19 protein-coding genes and 2 tRNA genes are annotated in these 14,899 nt (G+C 62.1%); 10 read left to right on the top strand and 11 right to left on the bottom strand.

Annotated features, from left to right (window positions below; genetic code table 11):
• Nucleotides 1-359: 359 nt before the first annotated feature.
• The 7 genes from P3T27_RS10575 to P3T27_RS10545 all read right to left on the bottom strand — a co-directional run bounded on the left by P3T27_RS10575 (nucleotide 360) and on the right by P3T27_RS10545 (nucleotide 6,115).
• Complete coding sequence (locus P3T27_RS10575; protein ID WP_280676820.1) at nucleotides 360-632, bottom strand: hypothetical protein; 273 nt, start codon at nucleotides 630-632, stop codon at nucleotides 360-362.
• 73 nt (nucleotides 633-705) lie between these two features.
• Nucleotides 706-1,623, bottom strand: coding sequence for a hypothetical protein (locus tag P3T27_RS10570; protein ID WP_280676818.1), 918 nt, complete (start codon nucleotides 1,621-1,623; stop codon nucleotides 706-708).
• A 75-nt stretch (nucleotides 1,624-1,698) separates the two neighbouring features.
• Nucleotides 1,699-2,055, bottom strand: coding sequence for a hypothetical protein (locus tag P3T27_RS10565; protein ID WP_280676816.1), 357 nt, complete (start codon nucleotides 2,053-2,055; stop codon nucleotides 1,699-1,701).
• A gap of 23 nt (nucleotides 2,056-2,078) precedes the next feature.
• Nucleotides 2,079-2,420 carry a hypothetical protein gene (locus P3T27_RS10560; RefSeq protein ID WP_280676814.1) on the bottom strand — a complete coding sequence of 114 codons (342 nt, stop codon included), beginning with the start codon at nucleotides 2,418-2,420 and terminating at the stop codon, nucleotides 2,079-2,081.
• 678 nt (nucleotides 2,421-3,098) lie between these two features.
• On the bottom strand, nucleotides 3,099-4,196 hold the full coding sequence (locus P3T27_RS10555; protein WP_280676812.1) for a hypothetical protein: 1,098 nt from the start codon (nucleotides 4,194-4,196) through the stop codon (nucleotides 3,099-3,101).
• Between the two features lie 77 nt (nucleotides 4,197-4,273).
• A complete protein-coding gene (locus tag P3T27_RS10550; protein WP_280676810.1) occupies nucleotides 4,274-4,768 on the bottom strand; it encodes a hypothetical protein in 495 nt (164 codons plus the stop codon).
• Between the two features lie 9 nt (nucleotides 4,769-4,777).
• A complete protein-coding gene (locus P3T27_RS10545; protein ID WP_280676808.1) occupies nucleotides 4,778-6,115 on the bottom strand; it encodes a phage portal protein in 1,338 nt (445 codons plus the stop codon).
• Nucleotides 6,116-6,405: 290 nt separating this feature from the next.
• Here P3T27_RS10545 and P3T27_RS10540 point away from each other — a divergent pair, with 290 nt between their 5' ends.
• Complete coding sequence (locus tag P3T27_RS10540; RefSeq protein ID WP_280676806.1) at nucleotides 6,406-7,212, top strand: hypothetical protein; 807 nt, start codon at nucleotides 6,406-6,408, stop codon at nucleotides 7,210-7,212.
• 1 nt (nucleotide 7,213) lies between these two features.
• Here P3T27_RS10540 and P3T27_RS10535 read toward each other — a convergent pair whose 3' ends face one another.
• The 4 genes from P3T27_RS10535 to P3T27_RS10520 form a co-directional block, all read right to left on the bottom strand.
• Nucleotides 7,214-7,840, bottom strand: a complete 627-nt coding sequence (locus P3T27_RS10535; protein WP_280676804.1) for a hypothetical protein — start codon at nucleotides 7,838-7,840, stop codon at nucleotides 7,214-7,216.
• A gap of 14 nt (nucleotides 7,841-7,854) precedes the next feature.
• Nucleotides 7,855-8,289 (bottom strand): hypothetical protein, encoded by a 435-nt coding sequence (locus P3T27_RS10530; RefSeq protein ID WP_280676802.1) that lies wholly within the window; start codon nucleotides 8,287-8,289, stop codon nucleotides 7,855-7,857.
• A 52-nt stretch (nucleotides 8,290-8,341) separates the two neighbouring features.
• A tRNA-Ala gene (locus tag P3T27_RS10525) sits at nucleotides 8,342-8,417 on the bottom strand.
• A 56-nt stretch (nucleotides 8,418-8,473) separates the two neighbouring features.
• Nucleotides 8,474-8,549, bottom strand: a tRNA-Trp gene (locus P3T27_RS10520).
• Nucleotides 8,550-9,283: 734 nt separating this feature from the next.
• On the opposite strand from P3T27_RS10520, the gene P3T27_RS10515 reads away from it, so the two are divergent.
• The 9 genes from P3T27_RS10515 to P3T27_RS10475 all read left to right on the top strand — a co-directional run bounded on the left by P3T27_RS10515 (nucleotide 9,284) and on the right by P3T27_RS10475 (nucleotide 14,899).
• A complete protein-coding gene (locus tag P3T27_RS10515; protein WP_280676800.1) occupies nucleotides 9,284-9,769 on the top strand; it encodes a hypothetical protein in 486 nt (161 codons plus the stop codon).
• 211 nt (nucleotides 9,770-9,980) lie between these two features.
• Nucleotides 9,981-10,325, top strand: a complete 345-nt coding sequence (locus P3T27_RS10510; protein WP_280676798.1) for a hypothetical protein — start codon at nucleotides 9,981-9,983, stop codon at nucleotides 10,323-10,325.
• The gene (locus P3T27_RS10505; protein WP_348534079.1) at nucleotides 10,288-11,097 is read left to right on the top strand and encodes a PD-(D/E)XK nuclease family protein; all 810 of its coding nucleotides are present in this window, start codon (nucleotides 10,288-10,290) and stop codon (nucleotides 11,095-11,097) included. The genes P3T27_RS10510 and P3T27_RS10505 overlap by 38 nt, the downstream gene beginning before the upstream one ends.
• A 108-nt stretch (nucleotides 11,098-11,205) precedes the next feature.
• Nucleotides 11,206-12,021 (top strand): AAA family ATPase, encoded by an 816-nt coding sequence (locus P3T27_RS10500; protein WP_280676794.1) that lies wholly within the window; start codon nucleotides 11,206-11,208, stop codon nucleotides 12,019-12,021.
• 10 nt (nucleotides 12,022-12,031) lie between these two features.
• The gene (locus P3T27_RS10495; protein ID WP_280676792.1) at nucleotides 12,032-12,367 is read left to right on the top strand and encodes a hypothetical protein; all 336 of its coding nucleotides are present in this window, start codon (nucleotides 12,032-12,034) and stop codon (nucleotides 12,365-12,367) included.
• Entirely contained in the window at nucleotides 12,360-12,800 is a 441-nt protein-coding gene (locus P3T27_RS10490) for an endonuclease VII domain-containing protein (RefSeq protein WP_348534078.1), read from the top strand. The genes P3T27_RS10495 and P3T27_RS10490 overlap by 8 nt, the downstream gene beginning before the upstream one ends.
• A 228-nt stretch (nucleotides 12,801-13,028) precedes the next feature.
• A complete protein-coding gene (locus tag P3T27_RS10485) occupies nucleotides 13,029-13,703 on the top strand; it encodes a topoisomerase (RefSeq protein WP_280676788.1) in 675 nt (224 codons plus the stop codon).
• Between the two features lie 171 nt (nucleotides 13,704-13,874).
• A complete protein-coding gene (locus P3T27_RS10480; RefSeq protein WP_280676786.1) occupies nucleotides 13,875-14,099 on the top strand; it encodes a DUF3310 domain-containing protein in 225 nt (74 codons plus the stop codon).
• A gap of 50 nt (nucleotides 14,100-14,149) precedes the next feature.
• On the top strand, nucleotides 14,150-14,899 hold the full coding sequence (locus tag P3T27_RS10475; RefSeq protein ID WP_280676784.1) for a metallophosphoesterase: 750 nt from the start codon (nucleotides 14,150-14,152) through the stop codon (nucleotides 14,897-14,899).

Genomic DNA, 14,899 nt, shown 5'->3' with positions numbered 1-14,899 from the left:
GAAGTGCGGTTCAGGAGGCGGGGGTTCGGGCGCCGACATGCCCGGCCGTGGAACCGGTTCAGGGATCGGAAGATCAGCCGACGAGTCCGAATTGGCTTTGATAAAGAGGTAGTTGGAAAGTTCAAGAGCGTCACTTACCCGGGCAAGCAGGTGTTCCGAGCTGCCCCATTGGGTGGACTCGTCCAGCTCTGCCAGGAGCACGGACCGACCCGGCTTGTGCATTAGGGAGTTGATCAACACGCCGACCCGGCGTAGGGAAAGCCGACCGCGCCACAGGTCGAGAAGATCGACCCGGTAGAACTCCAGGAGATCGGCCTCCAGGGCCTCTGAGTGTTCCCGGACGACGCGGACGGTGTTGATCAGTTTCCCGAGTCGGCCCCAGCCTCGTCGACCTTCTTGGCCAGGGCCCGGAAGTCACGGATCGTCGGCCGGGTCGCCCGGTACTTGGTCCACACCTCGTCACCCACGATCAGACGGACGGCCTCCATCTCGGACTCGGCGTCCAGGAGATCGAGAGGCAGGTCCAGTGGCGGAGGGACAGTGAACGTCAGCCCGGCGTGTTCGAAGGTGGTCGGGGTCTCGGTGGCCTCGGCCTCGACGGCCGACTTCGGGGTGGTCTTGGCAGCAGGCATGGGGAACTCCAGCATCTAGGGAAGAGGAAAGGGGCCGGGGACTATGAGCCCTCCCCGGCAGGGGCCTTCGGCGTTAGCCGGAAACGACCGTGCAGGTCTTAGAGACGCCGATCTGCTGCTTGTCGGTCACGGAGTAGCAGTAATCCACTCCAACGTGAGTCACCTTGATTTCAGCAGTGGCCTGACCCTTCGGAACGGTCACGTCGTAGGTGCCGTCTGCCGAAAGGGTGGTCTGGAGCTGGAAGGCGGAGCCGGCGCCGTTCAGGAGCTTGACCGTGGCCGGGCTGGTAATGCCGGTGGCCGTGACACGGGCGGTCCAGGAGGCGTTTGCGGAATCATTCGAGGAATAGCCCGGAACGGCAACCGAGGCGGAGAAAGGAGCAGGCGGAGCAACCCCGCCGCTGGTCCCCTTGATATCGTCATTGGTCAGCACGTAACCGAGATTTCCAGCAGTGTCCAGAGCACTGATTGTGAGCTCGTACTTCTGGGCCTCCTTGCGCTGGAGGGTGATAGCGCCACGGTCCGAAATCATGGCCCGCGGAATCACACAGCGGTAGAGCACGCCGCGCTGAGCCCAGTCCGTGACCACGGTGACTTCCTGGAGGTCAGGGGTCGAAGAGAGATCCAGGCGGTAGGTGCCCGTCTCCTTTCCGTCCTTATCCTTAAGAGCGATCCACGGCGCACCCCAAAAAAGCTCAGTGGTGAGATTATTGGTCTCAATCAGCGTTGCCTTGATCTGGATACTCGCGCTCTTGACCACGTAGAGAACCGGGGTCGCGGACTGCCAGGCATTAATCGGGTCGGTTTCAATAGAAGGAGTGATAGTGACGCCGCCCTCATCCACGTATCCCAGGCTCTTATAGCCGGTGGGCGAGGTCTTACCGTCACCTACATCGGTCGGCAGCTGGGTGCCGCCCGGACGGCCATTTGGTGCCGGGGCAATATGCAGGCCACCATTGGGGGCGAAACGAATCTTCTGGGCATCGGTCAAAGGCTTCCTCCGGGCATAAAAAAGCCCCACGTCCGTGAGGCCGCAGGGCTTAGCTAGAATTGGTTGGAGAGGCTTTCAGGCCTCGATATAGAAAATGGAGATCTCGCCGCCGTACATGTGCTCACGGCTGGTGCTGTCCGGGTAGTACCGGGGGATGGAGATCTCGGCGACGTCGAGCACCAAGGCCCCGGCGACTTCCCGGCCGGGCAGCTGCTCAAGGAGATGTTGACGGACAACGTGGGCCAGACGCGCGGCCTCGGCGCGGTCCGGGTGGTAGACGTCGTACTCGATGTCCGCACGGTCCATCCGGTCCCGCACCATCCGGTGGCCCCCGGACTGGGCGAGGTAGATGGTGGTGTCTCCGGCCTGCCGGCCGACCATGTCGCCGGTGACGGAACCTGCGGGGAGGTCAGGCAGCGAACTCAGGTACATCCAGGCGACATTGACCGGATCCGCTATTCGATTCGTGCTCGTTCCAGGGCCTCCTTCAAGAAGTACCTGCCAGGGTGGCGGCGGCCCTTCCGATCCTTGTAACCGCGCTCCTGGAGCATCGCGTGGCGGACGTCGTGATCGAACTCCACGACCACCTGGCCATACCAGGTGTCATAGAGGGTGATCAGGGCTTCGATGTTCCGCTTGATCGAGTTCCAGTTGGACCGGTGCGAGGCCTTCGGAGCCGCCTTGATGGCCAACTCGGCGATACGGGCGGTGTGGTACTCCACGATGGCCTGAGCCTGAGGAGCCGACAGAACCTCTCGCTCCCACCCGGGCGTCATCTGCAGGGTGAACTTGCTCATCGCCTCACCCGCACTGCCTTCACCGTGATGTGGCTGAGGGCGCCGGCTCGCCAGTGGGCGGGCTCGTCCTCGACCTGGTAGACCGCTCCACGGACGGTAATTTGGTCGGCAGAGTCCACGACGGCGGATGGCGGGAGGTAGATCAGCAGCCGATCAACTGTGGTCTCCCGCTCAGGCGATCGAACCGTGTAAGGCTTACCAGGCTGGACGCTGGCTAGTCCTGACCAGACCTTCGTTGTGTGGTCCCAGTCCCGCCGGTTGGTGTAGGCGTCCGCCACCAGGGCGGCGCGCCAGACCTCTACGGGCTCGGAGTATCGGGGCAGGGCTGCACCTCCCGGGCCAGGGGGATTGAGGAGAGGGAACGCCGGTATCGGCGAAGGGACGCCTTGGCAGCCTCGGAGAGACCGAGAACGGAGGCGGAGGCCTGAAACTGCACCTCCAACTCGCCGGTCCTCTCCATGACCACACCGGGCGTGACCGACAGCCAACGAATCACCTCGTAACAGGCAACCACCCTGAACGTGGCCGGTGGAGCGGACGTGTCCCAATTACCGTTGCAGTACGCGGCAATGAGAACCGAGACGTCATCCAGAAGGGCATCGACCCGAGGCTGTTCGTCCGTCAGGACGGGCCGCCCAAGGCGGGCAGCCACGTCCTCAGAAGTGGCGAAACGATTCATCAGCCGCCCGCCGGAGCACCAGACTCCGCGATGGAGATCTTGAGGCCTCGAACGAAGGCCTCGCCGATGGAGACGCCGCGCACCGAATAGTCCGGGTCCTCCTTGACGGTGGCCAGGCCATACATGGTGTCCAGGCCGATCGTGTCCGCCTTACGGGCGTAGTCATAGTCGAGGAGCATCCGGGTGGCGATCCCGTTGACGTTCTGGATGGCGCCGTTCACCGCGCCCAGCGGGATGGCTGGGCAGGCGGACACCAGGAGCATCGCGCTCTTGTGAAACAGGTAGGCCTCAAGGCCGAAGCTGTTGTGGATCACGATGTCGAACCCGTAGATCCGGCCGATCGTCGCCCGGCGGAGGGCGTTGGTGTCGCCGGAGTAGTCGACGGCCACGAATTGGGGGTCCTTGAGGAGGATCGCCTCAACCTCGGGGCCGGCGATCAGGTAGCGCTCCGAGGTCGGCACGTTCGCAAGGTTCATGGCCATGCGAGCATCCACCAGGGCGGTTCGGAGTGCCAGGGCTCGCGCCGTCATGTTGGTGCCGGTGCCGTCTGCGGCCGGGATGGTCACGGTGACGTCGCCGCCAACTGCCTTCTTCTGGGCGGCAGTCAGAGCAGATCGGGTGATGCTCGACTTGATGAATGATGCGGTGGTGTCGTCGAAGTATTCGGCGAAACCACGGCTGAGCTTGGTAAGGACCTGGGAACCGAACTCCCGGAGGTCAAAGGCGACCTGCTCCATGCTCAGGACGGTGGAGTTCTGGGCCAGGGTGGTCAGCTGAACCGGGAACCGGCTCTCACGGATGAAGCCCTGCGGGGCAAGACGCGGGTCGGTCGGCAGCGGCCGATCCGACGCGGCGGCCAGGAGGTTCTTGTCACCCTTCACCGGGTTCTGGATCGGGGTCGTGATGCCGGTCGACTGCACCGGAATGCCGCGCGACTCGCGGTTGACGTTGATGACGTCGCCCAGGCCGCCGGTGAACGACAGCTCGGAATACCGGGCCGGAAGCCCGCCAAGGGTGAGCTGTCGGTCAAGCAGGCCGAGAGCGGCAATCGTGACCTGCTTCGGGTCAAGGTTGATGTGATGCGTAGTTGGCGCCATAGGCAGGCCTCCAAGGCATAAGAGAAGCCCCGAGGCGAGCTAGCGCCTCGGGGCTGTGGGAAGTTGGGGGGAGAGGGTTAGACGAAACGCCCGCCGGAGATCATGTCGGCCAGCTCGTTCGGGTCCATGCTGGTGAACGACGGCGCCGGGTTGCGGTGGTAGCCCGCGCCCTGGAGGTCAGCGAACTCCGACTCGACCGGAAGGCCGTTGATGTAGGCCTTCACCTTCTCCGGGTCGGCCGTACCGTCCTCGGCGGCGAAGAGCGTGAAGTCCAGGAAGTCAGGCTGAACAGAGACGCCGGCGGCGGAGGCCTGAAGCTGGATCTCCGCCTTGATCAGGGAGCGGCCGAACTCCGTAGCGCTGGCCTGTCGGCCTTCGGCGCGAGCGGCCTCAAGGGCCTTCTCGTGTTCGGTCATCTGGCCCTGCTTCAGTTGGTCCAGCTCTCGGGAAGTCTCCTTCCAACGACTCTCGTTCTGGCGGCTCAGAGCCTTCCACTTCTCGACCTGCGCCGCCAGATCGGCATCGTCCGCCGCAAGCTTGTCGGTGGGCTCGGTCTCCGGGACATCAGACATCCAGTCTCCTTACTTCTTGGCTTCATGGAGCTTCCGGTTGATGTTTCCGGAGTTTCCCTGCGGTGGTTTGCTGGCGGCCTTCTTGGCAGCCAGGGCAGTCGGATCGTGTTGGGGCTGAGGGCCGAGCTTTTGGACTTCCGCAGCCGCCTTGGCATCCTCCTTACGCATTTCGCGGAAGGATTCGATCTGGGCGGAGGAGTACCCGGCATCGGACCAGAGCTGTTCCTCGGGCACGTTGAGCTGTCGCAGCTTCAGGAGTGCATCAATGTGCTGGGCCTCGGTCCGGTACTCCGGGTCCTTCCAGACCGTTTCAAGAGCGAAGGCGTCCTTGCGCTTGTCGCGCTTGATGGCGAAACAGAGCCGGATGACTCGCTCCCAGGCCTCGCCGAAGTGAAGCATCCTCTCTCGGACCTTCGCGATGAGACCGGCCTCGGCCGAGATGATCGACTCACCTGAGGGTGTAGAACCACCGTTCACCAGGAAATAGTGATGGGGGAGCCTGGACACAGAGCTCAGGTGTTGGAGAAGCATACTGACCAGCGTGACGTAGTTCCCCAAATCGGCGGCCGGGAATGAGCCGAACTTGGCCGCCGGGTCTTCCGCCTGAAGGATCTTGTCCACTGCGACCCGGAAGGGCTCGATCGGTCGACCGTTAGCATCTTCCTGGATCTCCAGACCAGTGACAAACCTTTGTGGGAAGGCCGCCATCTCAGACGCGGTCAGCGCGTCCATGACGGTCTTATTGATGGCGTCTTGGATCGGAATGCAGTTCGCCAGGTCCGAGAACGGCCGGCCCTGTATTCGGGCCCGGTTGTCGAAGGGAACGACCGGGACGACCCCGAGCGGGTTCTTGGTCCGGTTCCCCTGTTCCCAGTCGGTCACCCCAAACGGCACCTCGTAGACGTACGTGGGTGTCCAGAGCGTTGCCCCGATCCGGCCCCAGTCATCGGTGGTGAAGTGGGCCGCGGCGTCCAACTCAGTGAGACTGCCGGTCCGGTACTGCACGGCCATGCTGTCGGCAGAGGCCGGGGTGATCAGGGGCTCGCCGGCCTTCTCCCACACCTTGACATACGCGGTGCCCTGGATCATGGCGTCCAGGTGGACCGCAGTCGACAGGGCATCCATGCTGGACCGCTGCCAGAACTCGCGGGCATCCTTGTCCGTCCCGGATTCTCCGGGAAGCGAGAACGAGTCAACATGCATTCGTTCATTCGCCGAATCCACGATCATGCCGCAGAAGTTATCCCGCCACTGCTCGAAGACCGAGGCAAAGGCCGCCTTGTACCGCATCTGCGAGAAAGCGAGCTTCTGCTGCTCGCCCTCGTAGTACTTGGAGTACTCCTTCATCGGGGAGTTCGGGCCCGGCAGCTTGGAGGCGAGGTAAGCGAGCCACTGAACGGGGCTCTCAGGCGGACCGATGGCACTGTAGCCACCTGGGGGGACAATCATTCAACCTCGCATTAGAATCCGACGACGCGCCCCCTTCGCCTCTTGAGCCGGCCATCGGCAATGGCATCCGCGCGGGCCTCGAAGGCCAGCACGGCGCACACGGCAAGGTCGATCTTCTTTTTTGATCGAGGGGAATCCTTGGTGATGAGAGTCCCCTGCGGAACTTCTCGGGTTACGGAATTCAACACGTGGCGAGTCAGATCCTCGTCACCGTCGTGGGAGATATCCTGAACGGCAACCGCGGAATGGAATCGCTCAGTGGCCTGGACCATCCGAGTAGGCCGGTTGGTCCAGAACTCATAGACGCGGTCGTCGCCGTACTCAATCGACCAGCGACCAATGGCCTCCTGCCAGTACGGCGGATCGCAATACATCCACTCAACCCGGTAATCCCGAAAGGCCCGGCCGATAGCGGCCTCGACCGCGAGAACATCGACTTCCCAATCCGGGTTGTTCGGATCTCGGGGATTCTCCTGGAGGTGAATCGGAAACAGCCTGCCGTCCCGAAGGCGGCACCCTATTGCCCCGGTCGCATCGCCTCGGAGAGACCCATCAAACCCGATCGCAATCTGATCGCCGGGCCGAATAGGATCGTCCTCGGAGAGGCAGAGAGACCAGACGTCCTTGGAGATCCATCCGTCAGCATTCTCCTGAATCCGATTCAGATAAAATCGGTAGGCAACCGCCGGAGGAGTACGCGGGTCCTGAATCGCATCCGCGATCCCGTCGACGTCGACCCAGGACGAATCACCGTAGGCGGCACGCACCGCCTCAACGACCTGGGCGCGGTCCTTGAAATCGATTTCCCCAAGGGCCTCAACGCAGTCGTAGAGAAGTCGTCCGGCACCGGCGAGGACGGCCTCATGCGTCCGCTGGGCAATGCTGTTCTCGTTGGGATTGTAGGCGTTGGTCGTCTCGATCAGGCGAGAACCGGCACCCGCCGTCTTCTGGACGTTGCGGTCCAGGGTCTCCCAGACGTAGACGCCCTGATTTGATTCAATCCAGTGGTGTACCTCGTCGCAAACAACGAAGAGATGGCCCGGCCCCCAGCAGTAACGTTTCTGCTAGGGGCCAGACAAAGGTAGGCCTCGCCCCCTCAAGCCCGCGACTAGACGACGTAACAGGCTCAATCCGGCCTGGACGGCCATCCTTGAACTGGATGAGACCCTTGCCGATCTCGATGCCGTATTCGGCCTCGGCAGGGGATTCCGCGAGCATGCCGCGGATCATGTCCCGAGTATTGGCCGTCTGATCCAACGAGGTCGCGGCAATCTGTACCAGCGGAAGCGGGACACGCTTACCAACCGGCATACCGGCCTCGTCAAAGTGCGAGAATCGGCAAGGACCGATGAATTCGACGATACACAACGCGGCCAAGAGAGGCGTCTTGCCCCAGCCCTTGGCGCGTCGAAGCGCTGCGGACCGGTAGAGCCACTTCCCCTGATCGTCAATCGCATACATCCAAAGCACATAGCGAAGTTGCTCGGGGCTGAAGCGGAATGGTTGGCCGGCGGTCTCGCCGTCCGGCTGGAGGATGTACTTCTGGGCCCACCGGATGATCTGGTAGCCGAGGGAGCGGGAGGGGTGCGGAACACCTGGGGGTATGTTGCCGGTCTGCGGCACCCGATCACCCCCGGTCAGTTGTTCTGCTGTTCCTCGCTCAGGAGCTTGAACAGCTCCTCGTCCAGGTCAGCCGGCGCCTGGTCGGCGTCCTCAGCTTGCTCCTGGTCCTGGTCGTCCTCGATCTTCATCCGGAGCCTCGACCTGTCCTCGGTCGTGGCGCCCCACTTGCTCGTTCGCTGCCGGATCTCACCGGCATACCGGAGGTCACCCTGATAGAGGGCATCCACCAGGCGAGTCGTAATCTCCAGCTCAGCCCAGTCGGTTTCAGCCCAATTCGCTGACTGTGGGCTGGTCGCCCAGGTCCGCCAGAACCTCTTGGCGCCGCTGGTGCTGATCCCGAGGCCGCGGGGGAGTTCCCGGCCGGGCTGGATGCCAGCCGACAGCTCCTGGGCGTGAGGGTGGGCGTTCCGCCTGATGGCGTTGCTCTTCGGCTGTGGCCCTCGGGTCATCGGCCACCTCCGGATACGACGAAGCCCGCCACCAGGGCGGGCAGTTGGACTGTGGTGTGCTGGACCGGATTCGAACCGGTGTTGTCTCCCTGCCCGGGAGGAGTCCTAGACCGCTAGACGACCAGCGCCGTTCCGTCCATCCCCTGGCCGGGGGAGGTTCGGGAACCTGCGGGAGCGACCCGCATGGCACAGACGGAGGGACTTGAACCCCCAACTCGCGGCTTTGGAGACCGCTGCTCTACCAATTGAGCTATGTCTGCTCGGAACCATTGAGACGGTCCCGGTACGTCTTCATCCTGTGGCAGCCTCGACATAGCGTCCACAAGTTTTCGGGTTCCCAGCTTCCGCCCTGGGCCACCGGGACCAGGTGATCAACCTCCAACTCCGAGCGGGCCCCGCAGCGCTGGCAACGCCAGCGGTCCCGGGTGAGCACCCGAACCCGGCGGGACGACCAGTCGGCCGGCCGGCTCGCATTGCGGGCCGACACCCGGTCCCAGGACCGACGAAGCTGATGGTCGCCGCAGCGACCATCCCGGGCCGTCGGGGAGGTACACCCGCTCACCAGGCAGATAGATGCGGCTCTGGGCATGGTCACCTCCTGGAAGTTTGCGGCCCCGGCCGGATGCTGGTCTGGCAGCCGGGGCCGATCCCTGGACCCACTCCCGGAGATTGGAGTCTCAACAGGGAGGTCTAAAACAGGGCGTTTGGTTGGTTTCTGTTCCCTTGACTTAGGCCAGGGAAGTTTTACCAAGATCTTGGTATGTTTTGATACTTGTTCTCTTGTTTGTTCTCTCACTAAAGACGTATGTGTCCCACTGGTAGGGCCCAGGACACATTCCATGGAAGTGAGACACAGGTCACATCGTAGGGCGTTACGGAAGGCGCAACGGGCCCAGGCGTGTAGGCTGCACTTGATGCGGGGGGTTCCTGGCTGTAGCATCCAAGGCAGATTGCTACTTCTCAACTTCCACACGACGCGTCAGGGGACTTACTTATGGCAAGCCTGCCTGGAGACGCTGAGCTCTCAAGGTTGTACGTTCTCGGTTTTACCAACCAAGAAATTGCTGACCGTTATGAAGTGACTCATCAGGCTGTTCATTTTAGGCTGAAGAAGATCGGGATCATGCGTGAGCCCATCATCAACAAGGCCAACAGCCTGATTGCTATGGCTTGGAAGGTGCAGGCCACAAGAGAGCCAGGGTCGCATCATCAAACCTTCCCTGCGCAATCGCTTAAGGCTTGGATTAGGTTGAGGCTGGGGGATGACCAGCTCAGCGATCGGCAGCGCATTACAGCGGAAAACTTTGAGAAGCGCTTGAGGCGGGAAGGGGCTGTTCTGGATTACGATCCGAACAGTGGTTTCTCCTATGTCCCGCGGCGCCCCGAGGATGGGCGCTTGGCGCTGCGCTGGCCTGCTAGTGCTGAAAAGCCTTCCGGCCGCGATCTAGAGGTCCTAATGCTCCCGGAACTTCTTGACTAGCTCGTTGAAATCGAGTATTTAGGCCCCGCGGGCTCCGTGGGGCCTACTGCTATGTACGCGACAATTTTCCGCTGGAGCCACTGTCAATGGAAGGAGGCTTGTGATTTACGACACACTTGATTCGGGGGGTCTGTCGTAGGTGTGTGCGATAAATTGATGGCCGGCCAGCGATGGTTGTGTAACTCTCGGTGCTCAAACTAGGAGGGGATCAATGGTCGGCGTCAGCCTGCCAAATACCGTGGCAGGAGTTGCGGCCGAGATCGCTCGAAGCGAGACGATCTCTGTCAACGTGGTGCGTTCGGATCACCTTCTGATGGTCCATCACATCGCAAGCGGGGTGGGGGAGTACTGGGATATCTCCTACGCCAACTGCCTTTCCGAGCTTGAGATTCTGGAGCTCGTGGACCTAGAGGAACGGCTCCTTGTTCGTACGGGGAGTCGCCTGGCGGACCTCGTGGTTGAACGGATTGAGGAGCCAAGGCCCCACCCGCTTTTCCCTGCAAGCTCCTCCTACACATATGTCCGACTTTGCCCGAAAGTTGCACTTGATGTCTGATATTCGAAGCATGCCCCGGAGTGTTAGCCAGGCTGAGCAGTGGTTCAAGTGTGGTTGGCGCTATTTCCTCCAACGCGTGGAGCGCGTGACCCCGCTGCCGGCGGCCTGGTCGCACCATGGCACGGCGTTCCACAGTGCCGCCGAAGCTGTCGAACGCAGTGGTCGGCGTATGAGCGAGGAGGAAGCCGTGACGTTCTTCAGCGACCAGTACAGCGCCCTGGTGAACAAGGCCCTGGATCAGGAGCCCAACACGGATCGGTGGTTGTCAGCCTCGGGCAGTGGCGCTGACGACATTGAGCGGCGCTATGCCCTCGGCCAGGAGCAAACGGCCCAGTACGTCGTGTGGTCCCGGGAGCACCAGCCGGCCATCTGGCAGACCAGCGAGGGCAAGCAAGCTTTGGAGCTGTACTTCGAGGTGGAGATCGGTGGGGTCCAGGTGCGAGGGTTCATAGACCAGCTCATCGCAGAGGCCGACAACTCGGTGAGGGTCCGAGACCTCAAGACCGGCGCCATGAAGAGCAAGTTCCAGTTGGAGACGTACGCGGTTGCCGTCCGCGAGGCGTTCGGTGTCGCGGTCAACCGAGGAGACTGGTACCTCGCGAAGCGAGGCGGCCTGTCCAGGCCGGCCGACCTCACTCAGGTCACCGCGGAACAGGTAGGCGAGCAGTACGCGGAGATGGATGCTGGCGTCAAGGCTGGGAAGTTCGAGCCCAGGCCCGGGTTTCTCTGCCGGTTCTGTGACGTGAAGCACAAGTGCTCTTTTTTTCGATAAAAACTTGATTCGGGGGGTCGACTTCCGTAGTGTCTTCCACGTCGCCGAGAAGGCAAAAAATTTTAGCCTGAAACTTGATTCGGGGGGTCTAGTGATGGGAGGTGCCCGATGTACTCTCTGGCGCAGTCTGTAGCCATCAGAGGGGTGGCGGGGGAACCGATTCCGCACCCGTTTACGGGGCTCAGCCGTCTTGAAGTCGAGTTTCGCCGCGGGGAGTTCTCCCTCGTGGTTGCGGGACCTGGCACCGGCAAAAGCTTGTTCGCTTTGAATCTGGCTCTCCACGGCAACATCCCGGTCTTGTATTTTTCGGCCGACTCCGGGGCTGCAACGCAGGTCAGCAGGGCAACGGCCATCATTACGGGCAGCGATGTGCGAGAGGTCAAACGGCAACTCCTCGAAGGTGACTTCGACGAGTACACCGGAGCCCTCGCACAGCGGTGGTGGGTTCGCTTCGTCTACCATGCCCGGCCCTCGTTGGCGGACCTGGAAGTGACGCTGGCAGCGTACTTTGAAGTTTTCGGCTGCTACCCGCATCTAATCGTGGTCGACAACGTGACCAATGTCGATGTAGGGAACATCGGCGACGCGGAGAGCTTCACCTTCTCGCTGGAAGGGCTCTGCGAGTACCTGTCGGAGATGGCCAGGGAAACGCGGGCTCACGTGCTTGGTCTACACCACGTGACGGGTGAGTACTCGGACGGCAACGCGCCAATTCCGCTGAGCGGAGTGAAGGGCAAGATCGGCCGGGTTCCATCGTTGATTCTCACCCTTTTCAAGGAGATCGACGGAATGGACGGGAGAACCCTGAACGTATCGGACGTCAAAAACCGGGAGGGGTTTGAGGACTCCTCCGGCCAGACCTACAGCAGTTACGAACTCGACCGCGTCAGCCTGCGTCTCGTGCCGGCCGACGCCACTTTCTGAGGGGGGAAGAATGACCTGCGGCTACACCATCGACCGGGAGATTGTCGACGTGCTCCTGGACCAAGAGCCGGCCATCACCGCTGAGGCGATCCGGGAGGCCGGCGGGGGCCTGGTCGCCGTGGTACTCACCGTGGAGGATCGCCGCCGCCTGCGGCTGAGGAAGCTCGCCCGCGATCTGCTCCGCCTCGGCGAGGGCTTCCAGGTCGCCGCGATCTCGATCCGCGGGCATCAGGGCGAACGGGATTGGGCGGTGGTCCCGCTCACCTACCTCCAGGGCCTCGCCCGAGACCTGACCGATCTCCAGCAGCAGCTTCATCTTGAAGCCGTGCTGCGGCGGCGTGGCTGAACCGCGTAAGGGCTACCGGCTGTGCACCGCTTGTACGAAGAGTCGGGCGGAACGGTTCTTCACCGGTCCCCGAGGCCGAATCTGTTCGACCTGCAAGAAGGGGCGGCGGAGGTCGGCGGCCCGAAGTGCTCGCCTTGTGGCCACCTACGGTCTGACCTCCGAGGAGTATGCGGCCCTCCTGGCCGCCCAGGGCGGCCGGTGCGCGATCTGTCAGGAGACCCGGCGGAGGAACCTCGCTGTTGATCACTGCCACCGGACCGAGGCAATCCGAGGCTTGCTCTGTAACCGCTGCAACAGCCAGCTCCTCGCCCGAGGTGCACGAGACCGGCCGGAAGTTCTGCGGCGGGCGGCCGACTACCTAGAAGACTTTCCGGCCTGGCGAGTACTCGGGCCAAGGTACACATTCGACAAGACCAAGGAGGGGGAGGAATGAAGCCGTCGATCGGCGCCGTGTTGACGCACTTCTACGGAATCCAGATTCAGGACCGATCCGGTTGGCAGAAAATCCTCTGCCCCCTGCACGAAGAGTCGCATCCAAGTGCCTCGGCAAACACTGAGAAGGCGCGGTGGGGGTGTTTCGTCTGTGACATCTCGGAAGACGGGATCGATGTGATCCGGAGGGAAATGAGTATTGGGTTCAGGGACGCCTGTCAATTCGCACGTGAACGGTTCGGTGGAGGCAGCGAAGAGCTACCACCAGCAGTACCGGGGAAGCCACGCCGAGGCCTACATGGCCGCCCGTGGACTGGCGGAGATAGCACCCAAGTTCGGAGTGGGATTCGTCGGTTCGGCTCAAATTGGCCATGAGAAGTATGGGGGCATGCTGGCCATCCCGTACCGGCGGCCAGCGGGCGGAGAACACGGGGTAGCGACCATCAGGTTCCGGTGTATCCGGGACTCGTGCGTGAAAGACGAGAACGGCAGCTACTACGCTCCGGAGCGAAAAGAGAGACACGAGGGGCATGGAAAATATCAGTCCCTCCCTGGGGATGTTCCTCGGCTCTACAACACCCCGTCTCTCATCCTGCCAAGCCCCCACATTGCGGTTTCCGAGGGGGAATTTGACTCCCAGGCTTCGGAGCTGGCCGATGTTCCGTGCGTCGGTACGCAGGGCACTGGGGCCTGGAAGCCTCATTTCCTCCCGCCGCTGATTGGGTACGAGAAGGTTTTCTATGTTGCCGATGGCGACGAGGCCGGCATCAAGGCGGCCGAGAAGCGGGCGGCCGAGACTCCGAACGGTGTCCCGATCTACCTTGGGGATGGTCTCGACATCAATTCATTCATCCAGGCCAAGGGCGTTGGCGCATACCGAAAGAAGCTGGGACTTGATCAGTAAGTGGAGCGAAGGCACCCGAGTGCGTGTGATCTCGGACGATGAGACTAAGGGGTGGCTGGGAAAGATTCACCTACCGGTCTACGCGGCATACCTCCCATTCACTGCCGTTCTGTTGGACGACGACCCGGAACAGATGCCGTTCTTCTACGCGGATGACGAACTAGAGGCTGAGTGAGTAACGACCCGGTTAATCACCCGGGCCACTACACGTGGCTGCCCATTGAGGTCATCGAGATCACGAAGCACCTGGGCTTTCTGCTCGGCAACGTCGTTAAGTACGTTCTGCGAGCGGGGCGAAAGGGAAACAAGCTGGAAGACCTCCGGAAGGCCCGGTGGTACCTCGACTATGCAATTCGAGAGCTAGAAAAGGAGGAGGCTGCTTGCGGCGAATCGTAGTAATCTCTGACACGCAGATCCCATTTGAGTCCAAGCGGGCTCTTCGAAACGTGATCGACTTCGTCGGCGAGTACCAGCCTGACGAGGTCCTGCAAATTGGTGACCTCGTGGACTACCCGGCCCCGTCTCGATGGAGCGCAGGGACCAAGGCCGAGTTCGAAGGCAACGTGATTCGGGACTCCGAGTACGCGAAGCGGGTGTTCCTCGACCCTCTGCGAGACGTCTACGACGGCCCGGTAAAGGTGCTCGAAGGGAACCACGACGAGAGGCCGCGGAAGTATCTGGCGAGTAGGGCGCCGGCGTTGGCGGCAGAGGATCAGTTCTACAGGTTCGAGAATCTGCTTGACTTCCAGTCATTCGGGGTAGAGAAGGTTGATCCGTACTATCCGGTTGCTCCCGGATGGGTGGCAATCCACGGACACGAATCTCCCGGAATGAGCCAGGTCCCGGGAGCCACAGCCAGGCTCAAGGCCGTGAAGGCCGGCACGAGCGTGATCATGGGTCACACTCACCGGCTCGCCATTTCGCCTCACACTACCGGCCACAACGGGCGACTGACCACGATCTACGGATTTGAAGTCGGTCACCTCATGGACGTGAGGCAGGCGGGGTATTTGAAGAACGGCCCTGCAAACTGGCAGTCGGGGTTTGGGATCCTCTATGCCGGAAAGTACGGGGCCACCCCGCACGCCATCCCAGTGGAGCGGGATGGGTCCTTTGTTGTGGAGGGCGAGCGGTATGGGGAAATCAAGCGAGTGGGCGGGAAGTTCGCACCACGAAAGGGAGGGGAGGCTGCCTAG

Origin of the sequence: Kitasatospora sp. MAA19, assembly GCF_029894125.1 — a bacterium.
Lineage (GTDB): Bacteria > Actinomycetota > Actinomycetes > Streptomycetales > Streptomycetaceae > Kitasatospora.
This window is presented reverse-complemented; position numbering and strand designations above follow the sequence as displayed.